At 55.5% G+C, this 18,252-nt stretch carries 14 protein-coding genes; 11 read left to right on the forward strand and 3 right to left on the reverse strand.

Translation table 11 applies throughout. The annotated features are described in order from the left end of the window. The first annotated feature begins 201 nt into the window (after positions 1-201). The 8 genes from KM934_RS02160 (at position 202) to rhaD (ending at position 11,185) form a co-directional block, all read left to right on the forward strand. Positions 202-1,836, forward strand: coding sequence for a GDSL-type esterase/lipase family protein (locus KM934_RS02160; protein ID WP_215758976.1), 1,635 nt, complete (start codon positions 202-204; stop codon positions 1,834-1,836). An 11-nt stretch (positions 1,837-1,847) separates the two neighbouring features. Further along, positions 1,848-3,830, forward strand: a complete 1,983-nt coding sequence (dnaG, locus tag KM934_RS02165) for a DNA primase (protein WP_215758977.1) — start codon at positions 1,848-1,850, stop codon at positions 3,828-3,830. A 116-nt stretch (positions 3,831-3,946) separates the two neighbouring features. Then, the gene (locus KM934_RS02170) at positions 3,947-5,641 is read left to right on the forward strand and encodes a tetratricopeptide repeat protein (RefSeq protein WP_252344852.1); all 1,695 of its coding nucleotides are present in this window, start codon (positions 3,947-3,949) and stop codon (positions 5,639-5,641) included. A 112-nt stretch (positions 5,642-5,753) separates the two neighbouring features. Next, positions 5,754-6,089, forward strand: a complete 336-nt coding sequence (locus KM934_RS02175) for a 6-carboxytetrahydropterin synthase (protein ID WP_215758978.1) — start codon at positions 5,754-5,756, stop codon at positions 6,087-6,089. An 8-nt stretch (positions 6,090-6,097) separates the two neighbouring features. Beyond that, positions 6,098-6,664 carry a 7-carboxy-7-deazaguanine synthase QueE gene (locus tag KM934_RS02180; RefSeq protein WP_215758979.1) on the forward strand — a complete coding sequence of 189 codons (567 nt, stop codon included), beginning with the start codon at positions 6,098-6,100 and terminating at the stop codon, positions 6,662-6,664. 32 nt (positions 6,665-6,696) lie between these two features. Beyond that, positions 6,697-8,121 carry a cardiolipin synthase gene (gene cls, locus KM934_RS02185; protein ID WP_309438498.1) on the forward strand — a complete coding sequence of 475 codons (1,425 nt, stop codon included), beginning with the start codon at positions 6,697-6,699 and terminating at the stop codon, positions 8,119-8,121. A gap of 372 nt (positions 8,122-8,493) precedes the next feature. Beyond that, complete coding sequence (eno, locus tag KM934_RS02190) at positions 8,494-9,810, forward strand: phosphopyruvate hydratase (RefSeq protein ID WP_215758981.1); 1,317 nt, start codon at positions 8,494-8,496, stop codon at positions 9,808-9,810. 562 nt (positions 9,811-10,372) lie between these two features. Continuing rightward, entirely contained in the window at positions 10,373-11,185 is an 813-nt protein-coding gene (gene rhaD, locus KM934_RS02195) for a rhamnulose-1-phosphate aldolase (protein ID WP_215758982.1), read from the forward strand. A gap of 230 nt (positions 11,186-11,415) precedes the next feature. Here rhaD and nhaD read toward each other — a convergent pair whose 3' ends face one another. Continuing rightward, the gene (gene nhaD / locus KM934_RS02200) at positions 11,416-12,777 is read right to left on the reverse strand and encodes a sodium:proton antiporter NhaD (RefSeq protein WP_215758983.1); all 1,362 of its coding nucleotides are present in this window, start codon (positions 12,775-12,777) and stop codon (positions 11,416-11,418) included. Positions 12,778-12,949: 172 nt separating this feature from the next. Between nhaD and KM934_RS02205 the strand changes: the two genes are divergently transcribed. From KM934_RS02205 to KM934_RS02215, 3 genes are read left to right on the forward strand one after another with little or no spacing between them, the layout of a single operon-like run. Then, positions 12,950-14,440 carry a rhamnulokinase gene (locus tag KM934_RS02205; protein ID WP_215758984.1) on the forward strand — a complete coding sequence of 497 codons (1,491 nt, stop codon included), beginning with the start codon at positions 12,950-12,952 and terminating at the stop codon, positions 14,438-14,440. Between the two features lie 23 nt (positions 14,441-14,463). Next, entirely contained in the window at positions 14,464-15,717 is a 1,254-nt protein-coding gene (locus KM934_RS02210; RefSeq protein ID WP_215758985.1) for an L-rhamnose isomerase, read from the forward strand. A gap of 5 nt (positions 15,718-15,722) precedes the next feature. Beyond that, positions 15,723-16,760 (forward strand): L-rhamnose/proton symporter RhaT, encoded by a 1,038-nt coding sequence (locus KM934_RS02215; protein ID WP_215758986.1) that lies wholly within the window; start codon positions 15,723-15,725, stop codon positions 16,758-16,760. Between the two features lie 138 nt (positions 16,761-16,898). On the opposite strand, the gene rsmD is transcribed toward KM934_RS02215, so the two are convergent. Beyond that, a complete protein-coding gene (gene rsmD, locus KM934_RS02220) occupies positions 16,899-17,432 on the reverse strand; it encodes a 16S rRNA (guanine(966)-N(2))-methyltransferase RsmD (protein ID WP_215758987.1) in 534 nt (177 codons plus the stop codon). A 21-nt stretch (positions 17,433-17,453) separates the two neighbouring features. Continuing rightward, complete coding sequence (locus tag KM934_RS02225) at positions 17,454-18,242, reverse strand: DUF3822 family protein (RefSeq protein ID WP_215758988.1); 789 nt, start codon at positions 18,240-18,242, stop codon at positions 17,454-17,456. Positions 18,243-18,252: the final 10 nt, after the last annotated feature.

Raw genomic sequence — 18,252 nt, forward strand, 5'->3', positions numbered from 1 at the left:
TCTGAGAACAAGTTCTCATGGCGCTCATTGGCACTATCTTTGCATAAGATAGGCTACACTCGGCCATCTGAGAACAAGTTCTCATGGCGCTCATTGGCACTATCTTTGCATAAGATAGGCTGCACTCGGCCATCTGAGAACAAGTTCTCATGGCGCTCATTGGCACTATCTTTGCATAAAACAAACGAAAGGAAAACGAAAATGAGACGATTACTGACAACAATGACAATGCTGGCCCTGACCACAACCATGGCCCTGGCTCAAGCGTTCGACAACCTGCCCAACCCCATCGAGGATGTGAACAAGGTGGTTGACAACACCCCCGACTCGATAGCCAAGGCGCTCATGTCGCGCCCCGCACCAGGCTCCACACGCAAGGGCGCCAACCCCGTGCTCTTCCTCGTGGGCAACTCCACCATGCGCAACGGCACCAAGGGCGACGGATCCAACGGACAGTGGGGTTGGGGCTACTACGCCAGCCAGTATTTCAACGGAAACAAGATAACGGTGGAGAACCAAGCGCTCGGCGGCATGTCGACCCGCACGTTCTACCGCAAGCTGTGGCCCGATGTGCGCAAGGCGCTGCGACCCGGCGACTGGGTCATCATCTCCATCGGCCACAACGACAACGGCCCCTTCGACTCGGGACGCGCACGTGCCGTGATACCGGGAACATCCGACGACTCGCTTGCGGTGACCATCAAGGAGACCGGTGAGCACGAGGTGGTCTACTCCTACGGCGGATACCTGCGCCGTTACATCGCCGAGTGTCGCCAAGCGGGAGCGCACCCCATCCTGATGAGCCTCACCCCGCGCGACGACTACGACGCCACGACGGGCAAGATCGTGCGCAAGCCGCAAACGGGTTGGGCGGCTGTGGTGGCCGCCGAGGAGGGCGTGCCCTTCGTCGACCTCAACGAGATTAGCGGGCGAAAGCTCGACTCGTATAGCCACTGGAAGGAGAAATACCACTTCTACGGCGACCATATCCACACCAGCTACTGGGGTGCGCAGATGAACGCGCGGTCGGCGGCCGAGGGACTCATGGCCAGTCGCAACCCCGACCTTGAGCCGCTCAAGGCCATGATGACGGGCGTGGAACTGCCCGTATGGCCCGTGGAGCGCAAGAAAGGCAAGCCGGTGGTATGGATCACGGGCGACTCGACGGTGAAAAACAAGGACAGCGAGAAGGACGGCATGTGGGGATGGGGCGCCCTGGCCGCCACGGTGTTCGACACCACGAAGTGCACCCCCTACAACGCCGCCATGGCGGGTCGCTCCACCCGTTCCTACATTCGCGAGGGACGATGGGAGAAGGTGTACAACGCCTTGCAGCCCGGCGACTTCGTGCTCATACAGTTTGGCCACAACGACATCTGCCCCATCGCCGACAAGAAGGCGCGCGGCGTCATTCCCGGCACGGGCGACACCTGCCATGTGTACCACCTGGAGGACGGTGGCCGCTTCGAACTGGTGTATAGCTTCGGCTGGTATCTGAAGAAGATGATCGACGACGCACGCGAGAAGGGCGCCACGCCCATCCTCGTGTCGCTCACCACACGCAACGAGTGGCCCGGCGGCCACGTGGAGCGCCGCAACGATTCGTACGGCAAGTGGTACCGGGAGGTGGTGGCCGACACCGGCTGCGAGTTTGTAGACGCCCACAACCTCATTGCCGATTACCTCGACAAGCACTATAAGAGCAAGGAAAGTGCCGCCAAATATTTCAACCACGACCACACCCACACGTCGTACATGGGTGCCAAAAACAACGCCAAGATGATTGCCAAGGGCATCAGGCTGGCGAAGAGCCCATTGGCCGCATACCTCAAATAACGCATATATTTATGATTGATCGCGCTACAGTAGAAAGAATCAAGGAAGCCGCCAACATCGTGGATGTGGTGTCGGAATTTGTGACCCTCAGAAAGTCGGGGGCCAACTACAAGGGCTTGTGCCCATTCCACAACGAGAAGACGCCATCGTTCTACGTGTCGCCTGCACGCGGCACCTGCCATTGCTTTGGCTGTGGCAAGGGAGGAAGCCCCATCACGTTCATCATGGAACATGAGCAGATGACCTACCCCGAGGCGCTCAGGTGGCTGGCCAACAAGTACCACATAGAGATCCATGAGCGCGAACTGACCAATCAGGAGCGCGAGGAGCAGAGCCAAAGGGAGTCGATGTTCATCGTCAACGAGTGGGCGGCAAGCTACTTTGAGGACCTTCTCCACCATCCGGCCGACGGCAACGACATCGGCATGCAGTATTTCCGAAGCCGTGGCTTCCGCGACGACATCATCCTGAAGTTCCGATTGGGCTACGACCTGCCCAACCGCCTCGTGCTCGCTCCAACGGCCCTGCAGAAGGGCTACAAGGAGGAGTTCCTGGTAAAGACGGGCATCTGCTACAAGAACGAGCACGGCGAGCTCATCGACCGCTACGCCGGGCGCGTCACCTTCCCTTGGATCGGTGTCAATGGAAAGGTGGTGGGCTTCACGGCGCGTGTGCTCGACTCGCGCACGAAGGGTGTCAACCAGAAATACGTCAACTCGCCCGACAGCGACCTCTTCCACAAGGACCACGAGCTCTACGGCATCTATCAGGCCAAGAAGGCCATAGCGCGCGAAGACCGCGTGTATATGGTGGAGGGACAGGCCGACGTCATCGCCTTGCACCAGTGTGGCATCGAGAATGTGGTGGCCAACTCGGGAACGGCGCTCAGCCTGCACCAGATACACATGCTCCACCGCTTCTCCTCAAACATCACGCTCATCTACGATGGCGACGCGGCGGGCATACACGCGGCCCTGCGAGGCACCGACATGCTGCTCTCCGAGGGCATGAACCTCAACGTGTTGCTGCTGCCAGGGGGCCAGGACCCCGACGAGTTTGCACGGTCGCACACGGCGGCCGACTTCCGTCAGTATATCGACGAGCACCAGGTCGACTTCATCCAGTTTAAGACCAACCTGATGCTCAAGAACGAACGCGACCCGAAGAAACGGGCCGAGGCCATCAACTCCATCGTACAGTCGATATCGGTGGTGCCCAATCAGATTCTAAGAGACACCTACATACACGACTGCGCCCAGCGCATCGGCCTCAACGAGAGCACGCTCATCAACCAGATGAACAACTTCATACGTGGCCGAAAGACGGGATCGACGGCGCCGCAACAAGACGGGGTGCCCGTGGGACCGCAACCGCAACCTGCCGCCGCACCAACGGCCATGGATTCTACCACACCCATGCAGCAAGCCTCGAAGGTGGAGATGATGCTTGCGCAACTCGTCATACGCCATGGCGAGCGGGTAATCATGAACGATGTGGAGGACGAGGAGGGCAACCACTACAGCCTGACCGTGGCGCAATACATCTATTATAACCTCGCGGCCGACAACCTGTCGCTACACAACGACCTGTTTAACAAGATCTTGCACGAGGCGTGCGAGCACAGCACCGAGCCCGGGTTCAAGGCGGAGCCCTACTTCATCAACCACGAGGACATCAACATGAGCAAGTTGGCCACGGACATGAGCATGGACCGCTACCACCTCTCGCAGCGCAAGGCCGACGGCCCCAACAACGAGGAGGCGCAACTGCAAGCCGAACGCAACCAAACGGAGAGCCTGCGCAACCAAACCATCCACCTGTTGCTCGACTTCCGCATGGACTATGTGGAGGCGCAACTCAAAGAGATTCAAGATAAGATGCGCACGGTGGCCAACGACATGGAGCAGCTCAAGGCGCTCATGGAGCAGTTTCGCGACATGCAGATGCTACGCAACCAGCTGGCCCGACAGTTGGGAAGCAACATCGTGGTTTAACCTATGACACCCACATTGCTAAAAGAACGTTAAATTAGTCCGTATTCTCGCGGAAATTGTTTATATTTGTAGGTGATATGACACACCTTGCGATCATCGTTGCAATTTGGGCTATCATGCTGATCATAGCCTTTGTGTTCCTGCCTGCGTGGCGCAAACGACACGATGCGGGAAAAGGGCTCTATGCGCGGTCGCAAGACGACAACAAGCTCAGCGTCAACTATGCCTTGAAGGTCATGAACTGTAAGGTGAAATGGACCGACGACCACGAAGACCTCGTAGCACGCTACACCTACCAAGGCGGACACTTCAACATCCGACTGGAAAAGGATTCGCCTTACGTCCGATTGTCCTATTTCTATTTCTTTGAGGCTGGGTCTCACGACCTGGAACTGGTGCGCAACGTGTGCAACCAGTGCAACCTGAACACGGAGACGTGCCGCATAGTCTACACGCTCAACAACGATTCGGGGATGGTCGATGTGCACATCGTGTGCTCATTGATGATTACCGACAGCACCGTCACCGAGGTGCTCGAACGCGCCATGGCCAACACCTTCAAGTGGCAAAACGTCTTTGTGAGGCGATTCAATGAGATGAAAAGCGCCAACGACAAGGTGCCCAACCGCGATTTGGAGAAGGCACAGGCCACGCTCGAGCGCGAACTGTTCCTCTTGCGCGAACAAGAGATGATTCACCAAGAGGCTGGCCCCGATTGGCATCTGGGCCAAGGCGAGAACGCCCAACTGGGGCGTCTGCTTGCCACGACGATGGGACTGAAGGACATTGTGCCGGCCCACTTCGCCCTCTACGCCGACAACAGCTCGACAAGCATCGACGACACCGACGCCATACTCAACTTCGACATCACCCAACCGATCATAGCCGACGGGGCCTTCGGGCGCTTATCGGCCATGGCGCGACTCGACTACTACGACCCAAGAGACCCTGTGAAGATGCGCCACCTGACGCTCGACTTTGAGCAAGAGGGCGCCACAACCGACACGCTCTACTATCGCATCACGCTGTCGTTGGCTCCCGTATCGCCCGCCAACGGCGTGGAGGTAGCGTCGAGGACATCGCCCAAACGGCAGGTCAGCGTGCTGCTGGGCTACGATCTCACACCCAAGGAGGAGCGCATGACGAAGTTCCGTTACCTATGGAAGGAGGCCATGGCAAAAGCCAACGGTCGGGGCGAGCAACTGAACAAGGAGGAGCAACTGCTGTGCGATATGCAAAACCCCAACATGGGATGGCTGGCCCTCAACGGAAAGGCGTTGTTCGACCAAAAGCGCTACTACGAGGCCATCAGCCTGCTGGAGGCGTTGTATGCCCAGTTTGCCTCCATCGAAGAGGCGACCGAGCGCCTGGGGCGCGACAAATGCCGTGAGCTCTACTTCTTCCTGGGGGTCAGCTATGGCGCCATCGGACAGTATGAGAAGTCGATCTACTACCTGCAACAGGCCGATCCGTTCGAGATCCCGCTGGTCACGGAGGCGTACGTCAACAGCTTGGTGAACCAAAAGGACCACCGCGCGTTGGCCACCATCGACATGCTGCTGCGTTTCCTGCGCGAGATAAGCAACAACGCCACGGACGAGAACGACGAGGAGAAAACCAAGACCAACCTTGCCGACGACCAACTGGACCATATTTCCAACTTCCTCTTACGCCGCAAGGCATATATGTTGGTGGCCATGCAACGCTACGACGAGGCCGAGCGCCTGCTCAAACAGATGCTCGACAACCCGCAAAACAGCGACTTCGCCCTCAAGGAACTGGCCTACATACAGAAGAACAAGGGCAAATGAACATAGCCAAAGACGCTCATCGGACCTATAATGCCCACAAAGCCCATTAGGCCCACAAGCCCCACCCCTTCACCCCAACACCACTACGATTATCAGGAAAACCATACATACCATGTATTATTTAGAGAAACATTTTGAGATTTCCGCCAGTCACCACCTCACACTCTCATACGAGAGCAAGTGTTCGCAGGTGCATGGACACAACTGGCACGTAACCGTCTACTGCAAAGCGCGCGAGCTCAACCAAGACGGCATGGTGGAAGACTTCGCACACATCAAGCAACTCATCCATGGAAAGCTCGACCACACCGACCTCAACAGTCAGCTGCCGTTCAACCCAACGGCCGAGAACATTGCGCGATGGATCGTCGACCAACTGCCCACATGCTACAAGGCCAAGGTGCAGGAGAGCGACAACAACATTGCCATCTACGAGATCGACGAATGAGCTGCGCCATGAAGACATATAGGGTAAACGACATCTTCTACAGCCTGCAGGGCGAAGGCCACAACACGGGGCGAGCCGCGGTGTTTGTGAGGTTCAGTGGCTGCAACCTGAAATGCGCGTTCTGCGACACCGACTTCGCTTCGTTCGAACCGTTGACCGGGCACGACATCGTGGAGCGCATTCGCCATCACGAGGCGCGTTTGGTGGTGCTCACAGGTGGCGAGCCCACCTTGCAGGTCGACGAGCAACTCATCGACGCGTTGCATGAGGCGGGGTTCGAGGTGGCCATGGAAAGCAACGGCACCTTACCGCCACCCAGCAACCTCGACTGGCTGACCGTGTCGCCCAAGACGAAGCCCAGGGTGCAAAGATGCAACGAACTGAAGGTGCTGTTCGACGAGGCCGAGACGCCCAACGATTATGGCATTCAGGCCGACTACTATTACCTGCAACCGTGCGATGTGGGCGACGCCAATCGCAACGCAAGCATCACCCGTCGCTGTGTGGAATACATCCAGCGGCATCCGCAATGGCGCCTGTCGCTGCAAACACACAAGCTGATTGGGTTCAAATAGCCAACCAAACGCAACATCACAAGGAGGAAACAGTGGAGTACCTACGCGAAATATGGTTTGTCATTTATGCTGTCATCGTCATAGGTGTGATGGTGCGCATCATCATGGACAACCGCGAACCGTCGAAGACGATGGCGTGGGTGCTCGTGCTGTGGTTCCTTCCCCTGCTGGGCATCATCCTTTACTTCTTCTTCGGACAGGACACACGCAAGGAACGACTCGTCAGCCAGCGATCGCTCGACCAACTGACAAAGCGCTCCATGCTCGAGTTTGCCGAGCAAAAAGACCTCCGGCTGCCCGAGTCGCACCGGCCCCTGATGCAGCTCTTCAAGAACCAAAGCATGGCGTTGCCATTCAAGGATAACGCCGTGGAAATTTACACCAACGGCTACGAGTTCTTTCCTGCCTTGCTGCAAGCCATCGGCCAAGCCACCAACCACATACACCTCGATTTCTACCTGTTCTGCGACGACCCATTGGGACGACTCGTCGCCGACGCGCTCATCGACAAGGCTCGGCAAGGCGTGGAGGTGCGCGTCATCTACGATGATGTGGCCTGCTGGCAGGTGAGCAACGACTTTTACGAGCGGATGCGCAACGAAGGCATTGAGGTGCACGCCTTTATGCCCGTGAAATTCCCAGCCTTCACATCGAAGATGAACTACCGAAACCACCGCAAACTGTGTGTGGTGGATGGACGGGTGGGATTCGTGGGTGGCATGAACATTGCCCTGCGGTACGTCAAGGGAACAAAAGGCATGGCATGGCGCGACACACATCTGAAGGTGGAAGGGGGCGCGGTCTATGGCATTCAGAGAGCGTTCTTGGTGGATTGGTACTTCACCGACCGCACGCTAATCACCGACCGCAAGTATTATCCCCCACTGAACCCGGCCATCAACAACAACTGTTTGGCCCAGTTGGTTACGAGCAGTCCCGTCACGCCATGGCCCGACATCATGCAGGGATACGTGCGCATTCTGCTCGAAGCCAAGCGGTACGTCTACATGGAGAGCCCTTATTTCCTGCCTACAGAGCCCATCCTCTTCGCCATGCGCACGGCGGCGCTCGCCGGAGTGGACGTGCGGCTATTGATTCCAAGGAAAAGCGATTCGAAGGTACTCGACTGGTCGACCCTCTCCTACGTCATGGAGACGCTGCAAGCCGGCGTGAAAGTGTACCTCTACCAAGCCGGATTCAACCATTCCAAGTTGCTCGTCTGCGACGACAGCGTGTCGACCGTGGGCAGCACCAACGTCGATTTCCGTAGCTTTGAGCACAATTTCGAGTCAAACATCTTCTTCTACGACGAGGGCATGGCGCTCCGATTGAAAAACATTTTCATGGAAGACCTCGCACAAAGCAGACCCATCGAAGAGATGAAACGCGTGAAAAACCGCCCATTCTCCAAACGGTTGGGCGAAAGCCTACTACGCCTCCTCAGCCCACTTTTATAGGGCCCGCATGTCGCTCTGGCACAACCCGTTACTTCATTCCGAACAAAACATCACACCATCGGAATGGGGCCCCATTCTGCAACATTCCCAACGATGGAAACGTGGAAAACACATGGAGCCATCGTTTGCACCCCACCCAACCCTCAGACGCCACGCCTGACATCCTCCGCCATTCCCAATTCCCCACCCCTAAACACAGCACCCACATTCCACGACAAACCCCAATCGGCCATTAGAAAACCCAACCACAACACCATAGTTGTTGCGCTTTTCATATTTTTCACAAATTTAATCGTCTATCATTGTGCTTATTACAGATTTTTTCCTACCTTTGCAGAAGATAAATCTTGAACCATTTAAAAGGATTAAAAGATGAAAATTGAAAAGATTCATGCTCGCGAGATCCTCGACTCTCGTGGCAACCCGACAGTGGAAGTGGAAGTAACATTGGAAAATGGTGTCATGGGCCGCGCCAGCGTACCCTCAGGCGCTTCTACCGGTGAGAACGAGGCCCTCGAGCTTCGCGACGGCGACAAGGGTCGTTTCCTCGGCAAGGGCGTTTTGAAGGCTGTGGCCAACGTCAACGACATCATTGCTCCCGCCTTGAAGGGCTGGAACGTGTTTGATCAGCGCGGCCTCGACTATAAGATGCTGGAGCTCGACGGCACACCCACCAAGAGCAAGCTCGGTGCCAACGCCATCCTCGGTGTTTCTCTGGCTGCTGCTCACACAGCTGCTGCTGCACTGAACATGCCTCTCTATCGCTACATCGGTGGCGCAAACAGCTACACCCTTCCCGTTCCTATGATGAACATCATCAACGGTGGTGCTCACTCTTCTGCTCCTATCGCTTTCCAGGAGTTCATGATCCAGCCTCGTTCTGCAAAGAGCGAGAAGGAGGCTATCCGCTGCGGCGCTGAGGTCTTCCACGCTCTGGGTAAGCTTCTGAAGAAGCGCGGCTTGTCTACAGCTGTGGGCGACGAGGGTGGCTACGCTCCTGAGCTCAACGGCATCGACGATGCTCTCGACAGCATCTGCCAGGCTATCAAGGACGCTGGTTACGAGCCGGGTAAGGACGTTACCATCGCTATGGACTGCGCTGCTTCTGAGTTCGCTACTCTGAAGGACGGCAAGTACTACTACAATTACAAGGAGCTGAATAACGGTATGCCTAAGGATCCTAACGGCGTTGAGTACGACGACGAGGGCCAGATCGCTTACCTCGAGGAGCTCTGCAACAAGTATCCTATCGCTTCTATCGAGGACGGTCTCGATGAGAACGACTGGGAGGGCTGGCAGAAGCTTACAGCCAAGATCGGCGACCGCGTTCAGCTCGTAGGCGACGACCTCTTCGTTACCAACACCAAGTTCTTGGAGAAGGGTATCAAGATGCACGTTGCTAACGCTATCCTCATCAAGGTTAACCAGATCGGTTCTCTGACCGAGACTCTCGAGGCTATCGAGATGGCTCACCGTCACGGCTACAACTCAGTTACTTCTCACCGTTCAGGCGAGACTGAGGACACCACTATTGCTGACATCGCAGTTGCTACAAACAGCGGTCAGATCAAGACTGGTTCTATGAGCCGCACAGACCGTATGGCCAAGTACAACCAGCTCATCCGTATCGAGGAGGAGCTCGGCTCTGAGGCTGTTTACGGCTTCAACCGCCTGGATCGTTCTCTCTAATCGAGATTCTTTAGATCCCAACATATCATGCCCGCGCAGACATTCTTGCCTGCGCGGGCTTTTTTTGTTGTCCTTACACATAACAAGAAAGAACAAACTGAAGAACGAAAGGACGCATATCGAGTTGGGACAGACATGCATAAGAAAACAGGTATAATAGAAGGAGAGAAATAAAACCCAACCGGTCATTAGATTTCAATTCTTGTTCGTGTTTGTCTCAAACAGGTTGCGACTTCCGCGCTGAAGGCATAGCGGGCTATGGCGAAACGCGAATGGAAGCAAGATGCCGAAAGAAACGCTGACAAGAGTTGGAAAGAAACCATAACATCCTACGATTTCTCCTATTTCGGTCTAATGATCGATTGAGGATAAAAGATGGCCAAAGACGGAGAAAAATGACAAGAATGGGGAAATGAAGAACATGGAAAGGCGCAGAGAATGGGCGTGACGCAACGGATGGGAGAAGGTCAAAAGTCGTAGCAGAAATATCAATTCTTCTTGCGTATGAATGCTAAGATTTTGTAATTTTGTGGCAAAATCAACTAAAAACAAATTCAAAACCATGGGAAAAAGCATTCTTGACGGGCGGCAAGCCCTGAGAAAAGAGATCGACAAGATAGCCGAAGTGGCAGGTTATCTGTGGCAGAACGGATGGGCAGAGCGCAACGGAGGTAACATCACGGTCAACATCACCGAGTTTGTGGACGATGCCATCAAGGCGCTGCCAGCCATCTCCGAGGTGAAACCTATTGGCGAGACATTGCCTCATCTGCAAGGACAATACTTCTTCTGCAAGGGAACAGGAAAGCGTATGCGTGACCTGGCACGTTGGCCTATGGACAATGGCAGCGTGATTCGCATCCTCGACGATTGCGCCAGCTACGTCATCATTGCCGACCACGCCGTACAACCCACCTCTGAATTGCCATCGCATCTTGCCGTGCACGATCGACAGATAGAACTCGGTTCGGGCTACAAGGCAACTGTCCACACCCACCCCATCGAGCTCGTGGCCATGAGCCACAACAACCATTTCTTAGGTAAGGACGTGCTCACCAAGATTCTTTGGAGCATGATTCCCGAAACCAAGGCGTTCTGTCCGCTGGGCCTCGGTGTGGTTCCTTACCAGTTGCCGGGCAGCGTGAAACTGGCCCACGACACCCTTTCCGAACTCGAAGACTACGACGTAGTGCTGTGGGAGAAGCACGGTGTGTTTGCCAAGGGCACAGACGTAATGGACGCTTTCGATCAGATCGACGTATTGTCGAAGAGCGCCAAGATCTATCTCGACTGCAAGGCCATGGGCTACGAGCCCACTGGCATGAGCGATGAGCAGATGGCCGAGATGTCGCGCGCCTTCAATCTGCCCCGATAACCCACTACGATAGGCATCCAAACACATTATGAAAGCCCCGTGTGAAAGGCTTCATTGCTAACCTTCGGGTCAGCCAATGCCTTTTCGCACGGGGCCTTTTCTTGTTACATGAATTTCCGTTAGGTATCTGCCAATCTGATATTTACTGCGGAATCGCAATCAGCTCACAGAAGAACCACATAGGGTTCACGGCAGAACCGCAGGCATTTAGCAACGTATTGATAAAGCGATTACAGCGGAGTGGTGAAGATAAACGTTCTGATGCACCAGTAGCTCACGATACCAGCCAGGTAGCCTACGAAAGCAATCCAAGTGATATGCTTCATGTACCAACCGAAGGTAATCTTCTCCAGACCCATGACCACCACACCAGCGGCAGAGCCGATGATGAGCATTGAGCCTCCCACACCGGCACAATAGGCCAACAACTGCCAGAAAACGCCATCGACAGCCATGTCGCCTGTAGGAGCGACAGGGTACATACCCATGCAACCGGCCACCAACGGCACATTGTCGACGATGCTCGAGAGCACACCGATAATACCCGTCACCATGTAGTGGTTGCCTGAGAACACCACGTTCAGGCCCTCGCCAAGCGCTGTCAGCACACCCACCTCCTCAAGGCAGGCCACAGCCATCAGGATACCGAGGAAGAAGAGGATGGTTGACATATCGATGTTATGCAAGAGGTTTGTCACACGCTTCTGCGTACCCTCACGGTCGGTTCCATGAGGCAGATGGCGGTAGAAAGCCTCCGTAACGGTCCACAGCACACCCAGCACAAGCAAGATTCCCACAAAAGGAGGCAGATGGGTGATGGCCTTAAATATAGGCACGAAGATCAAGCCACCCACACCAACGACAAACACCACCTTACGCTGGAAGTCGCTGAAGTCGAATGCCGCGCTCTCATCTTTCGTTGCCGCTGCCGGAACATCGGCCAGATTGCCCTTGAGCATGTACTGCATGATAAAGGCAGGGATAATCATCGACACCAACGATGGCACAATAATCTCCGAGATAACGCCTGCAGCCGTAATCACACCCTTGTTCCACAGCATGATGGTGGTAACGTCGCCAATGGGCGAGAAGGCACCACCCGAGTTGGCAGCGATGATGACCAGCGACGCGTAGATGATGCGGTCCTTATGCTCACGCACCAGTTTGCGAAGAATCATGATCATCACAATACTCGTGGTAAGGTTGTCGAGAATGGCCGAAAGGATAAAAGTGAGGAAGGCGATGCGCCACAAAAGGGCTCGCTTGCTCTTGGTCTTCATGACCGTGCGCACCCAGTTGAAGCCGCCATTCTGGTCTACAATCTCCACGATCGTCATGGCTCCCATGAGGAAGAAGAGCGTTGTCGACGTGCTTCCCAGGTGATGCTCAATGACACCACTCACCACATTAGGTAGGTCTTGGCCCGATATGGCTGTGAGATAACTTCCCGGATCAACCATGAAGATCGTCCAGCATACCACAAACATCAGCAAGGCAACTGCGGCCTTGTTCACTTTCGTCACGCTTTCAACGGCTATGAAGAAATAGCCAATGCAGAATGCAACTACAATTGCAATAGTTAAAGATGACATGTTTTATAAATTTAATATTAGATTTTTATTCCAAGAAGAGGTTTCGTCAGTGTTTGCAAAGATAGGAAGAATTCTCAAAATAATAGGCTTAAAAATCAAATTATAATGTCCCCAGGTAGCAAAATGAGTTAACTTTGCAACATTCGAAACAAACAACTATCAACCTTTGTCTATGGGAACAAGCAAATACTTCTTCGCGGTGGACCTCGGAGCCACGAGCGGACGCACCATCATAGGCTCTCTCAGCCAAGGAAAACTGGTGTTGGAAGAGCTCACTCGCTTCGACAATCAGCTCATCGAAGCCAACGGCCACTACTATTGGGACATCCTCGCCCTGTATTGGGAGGTGGTGAAAGGCCTTCGTTTGGCTCACGCCCGACACCTTCCCATACAGAGCATCGGCATCGACACGTGGGGCTGCGACTTCGTCTTCGTGACCCCCGACGGACAAATCCTGGGCAATCCCATGGCCTATCGCGACCCGCACACTATGGGCACGATGGATACCTATTATAATAAGGTGTTACCGAAGCAGGTGGTTTACGACAAGACGGGCATCCAATTCATGAACTTCAACTCGCTATTCCAGCTCTACCAAATGCGCTGCGATGGCAACTTGGCGCTGCAAGGCGCCAACAAGGTGCTGTTTATTCCCGACGCCCTGAGCTATCTGCTTACCGGCAAAGCTGTCTGCGAGTACACCGTGGCTTCCACCTCCCAACTGCTCAACCCCACCAGTAAGGACCTCGACACCGACCTGCTGGCGAGCGTTGGACTGCGCCGCGACCAGTTTGGACCCATGACATCGCCCGCCACACGCATCGGTGAACTGACACCCGACGTGCAGAAACTAACTGGCCTTGGGCCTGTTCCGGTCATCGCCGTGGCAGGTCACGACACAGCTTCGGCCGTGGCAGCCGTGCCGGCCAAGGACCACCGGTTTGCCTATCTCAGCTCGGGCACCTGGAGTCTCATGGGCATTGAGACGCCCAACGCCATCATCAACGCCAACAGTTTCGCCAAAAACTTCACCAATGAGGGCGGTATAGAGGGCACCACTCGCTTCCTGAAGAACATCTGCGGCATGTGGATCTACGAGCGATGCCGCAAGGAATGGCCCGAAGTGCAAGGCTTGAGCCACAGCGAACTGCAATGCGAGGCCATGCAGCAAGAGGCGTTCCGCAGTCTCATCAACCCAGACGACGCGCTCTTCGCCAATCCCACGAGCATGGTCGACGCCATCCGCACCTATTGCCTACGCACCCATCAGCCAGTGCCCGAGGGCCACGCCGCCTACTGTCGTTGCATCTTTGACTCATTGGCCTTGCGCTACCGGCAGGTGTTCACGTGGCTAAAGGAATTTGCAAACTTCGATATCGACGTGCTCCACATCATCGGTGGTGGCTCCAAGAACGAATATCTCGACCAGTTTACGGCCAACTCATGCGGTGTGACGGTACTCGCCGGACCGCAGGAAGGCACCGCCATCGGCAACGTGATGCTACAGGCCAAATCCTCTGGCGATGTGGCCGACGTGTGGGAGATGCGCCGAATCATCGCACAATCCATCGAACTGAAACGCTTCGACCCACACGACCGGGAGGCGTGGGATGCCGCTTACGAGCGCTACCTGCGCATCACCAACACCCCAATGACTCATTGATCATCAATAAAAAAACAAACAATATGAAATCTGAAAACATTGAAAAAGCCTATGCGCTTGCCAAGGAGCGCTACGCCGCCTTGGGCGTAAATACCGACAAGGCCATCGAAACCCTTGAGAAAACTCCCATCTCGCTCCATTGCTGGCAGGCCGACGACGTTGTGGGCTTCGAGCGCAACGTAGCGGCATCGGGCGGCATCATGACCACCGGCAATTTCCCCGGACGCGCCCGCAACATCGACGAGCTGCGCCAAGATATCGACAAGGCCACGTCGCTGCTGGCCGGTCCCATGCGCCTCAACCTGCATGAGACCTACGGAGACTTCGGCGGAGCGTTTGTGGATCGCGACCAGTGTGGCCCCGAGCATTTCCAGAGTTGGATGGAATGGGCCAAGGAGCGCGGCATGAAACTCGACTTCAATTCCACCTCGTTCTCGCATCCCAATAGCGGAACGCTGTCGCTATCCAACCCCGACAAGGCCGTGCGCGACTTTTGGATTGAGCACACCAAACGCTGCCGTCGCATAGCCGACGCCATGGGAGCCTACCAGGGCGACCCTTGCATCATGAACATCTGGGTGCACGATGGCTCGAAGGACTACACCGTAGAGAAGTACCGTTATCGCCAAATATTCAAGGAGAGCCTCGACGAGATCATGAAAGAGGACCTTCCCAACATGAAGACGTGCCTTGAAGCCAAGCTCTTCGGCATCGGCCTGGAGGCTTACACCGTAGGCTCTCACGACTTTGTGGCAGGCTACTGCGCCCAAAACAAGATGATTTACACGCTCGACACAGGCCACTACGAGCCCACGGAGAACGTGTCGGACGCCGTGTCGGCCCTGCTGCTCTTCGTCCCCGAGCTGATGCTGCATGTGTCGCGCCCCATGCATTGGGACTCCGACCACGTGACCTGCTTCGACGACAACACCCGCAACCTGTTCTCCGAATTGGTGCGTGCGGGCCAGCTCCACCGCGCCCACATCGGTCTCGACTATTTCGATGCGAGCATCGACCGCCTCGGCGCCTACATTATCGGCACCCGCGCCACGCAGAAGAGCCTGCTTTCCGCATTCCTCGAGCCCCTTGACCTGTTGCGTCAGTATGAGGACGAAGGCAAGCACTTTGAGCGCCTGGCCCTGTTGGAGGAGGCGAAAACGTTGCCGTTTGGCGCCGTTTACGACTATTTCAACTACAAGAACAATGTGCCCGTGGGCCAGGATTACATTCCAGAGATTGAGCGTTACGAGCAAGAGGTGACCTTCAAACGCGCCTAACGAGCATGAACATCATCATCGGACTCATCATCATCGCCATCGGAGCGTTCTGCCAAAGCAGTTGCTACGTGCCCATCAACAAGGTGAAGCAATGGAGCTGGGAGAGCTATTGGCTCGTCCAGGGCGTGTTCGCTTGGCTATTGCTGCCGTTTCTCGGCGCCCTGCTGGCCGTTCCGTCGGGCGAGAGCCTGTGGGGGCTCTTTGCCCAGGCACCGTCGTTCAACCTGTGGATGACGCTGCTCTTCGGTTGCCTCTGGGGCGTGGGCGGACTGACGTTTGGCCTCTCCATGCGCTATCTGGGTGTGGCCTTAGGTCAGTCGTTGGCCTTGGGCACCTGCGCAGCCTTGGGCACCATCATGGGCCCTGTGCTGCTCAACGCGTTCTTCCCCGAGCTCAACGCCCTGGGCTCACTGACCACCGCCGTCATTGCAGGCGTCGCCATCACCCTGGTAGGCATAGCCATCATTGGCGTGGCGGGAGGCATGAAAGCCAAGGCGTTGACCGACGAAGAGAAGAAGGCAGCCGTGAAGGACTTCAATTTCCCAATGGGCATTGCCATCGCCTTGCTCTCGGGATTCATGAGCGGATGCTTCAACGTAGGCTTGGAGTTTGGCAAGGACATCAACTTCGGCGACCTCACCGACCCGATGTTCCGCACACTGCCGGCTACACTGCTCGTCACGGTGGGTGGTTTCGTCACCAACCTGGCCTACTGTTTCTATCAAAACCAGAAGAACCACACATGGACCGACTATGGCAAACGGCAGGTATGGGCCAACAACCTCGTGTTCTGCCTGCTGGCCGGCGCCCTGTGGTACTCCCAGTTCTTTGGCTTGAGCCTGGGCAAAGGCTTCCTCGGCTCATCGCCCACCCTGCTCACCCTATCGTTCTGCATTCTCATGGCACTCAATGTGGTGTTCTCCAACGTGTGGGGCATCCTACTGCATGAGTGGCGCGGCTGTTCGCGCAACACCATCGTGGTGCTCCTCGTGGGCATCGTGGTGCTGGTCGTGTCGTCGTTCGTTCCACAGTTTATCGGCTAACCCAATGCCTTCCGGTCCCCAAAACGCCACAAGGCCAATGGTATAAGCAAGCATATAAGAATCGCAAAAGCGGCAACCTCCCAACCCTGGGTGTTGCCGCTTTTAGCCATTAGAACGCACTTCCGCCTCCGCGAACGGTCAGGGTCTGAACAAGCTAAAGTTCACACTGCCGTAGCTGCGGTGGTCGCAGAAATGCGGGTTGTCTGAGAAATCGTATTGCTTGCCGTGCTCAAACACCAACAGGCCATCGTCCTTCAGCAAGTTGTACTCGAAGATCAGGCCAGGTATGGTGGGCAGTTGCTCCAAGGCGTAAGGTGGGTCGGCGAAGATAAAATCGAACTGCTGATGGCACGACTTGAGAAATCGGAACACATCGCCACGGATGAGGATGTTAGCGTCGGTGCCCAGTTTCTTCATACACTGACTGATGAAACGCGCATGGTCGCGGTCGGCCTCCACGCTCACCACACTGCTGCATCCTCTTGAGAGCAGTTCGAGCGAGATGCTACCTGTGCCCGAAAAGAGGTCGAGCGCCGTCATCCCTTCAAGATCCACATATCCATTGATAACATTGAAGATGTTCTCCTTGGCAAAGTCGGTTGTGGGACGGGCCTTGAACGAACGCGGTATTTCAAAATGGCGTCCCTTGTATAATCCTGTGATAATTCTCATATAATGGGTTTGAGCGATGTTTTACGATAAATAAAGCGTAAGCAAGTCGAACGTGATGCCACGCACCTGAGTGAGCGGCGCACGATTGAAGTCGGCCGACGGATTGACCACCGTCACCTTCTCCACGTAGAGGCGCAGGGCATTGAGCAGCTCATCCTGCGATCCGAGCGATCCCGATAGGTATAGCTCGTCTTTCTGTTGGTCGAGCGCCAGTTGCTTCCACACGAAAAGTATGAAGTAAACAACATCCGTGGTATGCTTGGCGTCGAAGCTGTTGGCGAAGATAAAGCGGTTGCGCTCAAAGCTAAACACCTCCATTCGCCCATCATGGAAATGCGCGAATAGCTTCCTGCGGTTGCCAATGAAGTGGCGGTGGTGCAGATAGCTCCACACTGGGCGCATGAGCGCAGAGAACTTAGCCTCTTGGTAATGGTCCTCCACCACCATCTTCAGGTCTTTGTTTACGGCAAAGAGCGCCACAGCGTTCATTTCGGGCAACACATTGCTCATAATGACCGCCCCCTCGGTGTTAGGATAGCAGTGTGTGTAGAGCGTCTCGGCGTTGGCCTCCTGAAACTCCTCGATAGGTATGAGCAGCGTAGGCGCGTCGATGAGCACCAAGGCCCTATGTGTGGGCACTTGCAGGAGGTTGGCCGTCTTGAAGGCGTCGCGCAGGTTGGCCGCCATCGACACCCCACTCTTAGCCGTGTAAGGCTCAAAGGCCACCTTCGCCTCCGTCCTGCTATCGGCCATGGCAAAGGCCAGCGACCCTTTGCTCACGCGGATGGTTATTCTCGGTTGGATGTTCATGTCTTAGTTT

It is taken from the genome of Hallella faecis, from assembly GCF_018789675.1.
In the GTDB taxonomy this organism is placed as follows: domain Bacteria; phylum Bacteroidota; class Bacteroidia; order Bacteroidales; family Bacteroidaceae; genus Prevotella; species Prevotella faecis.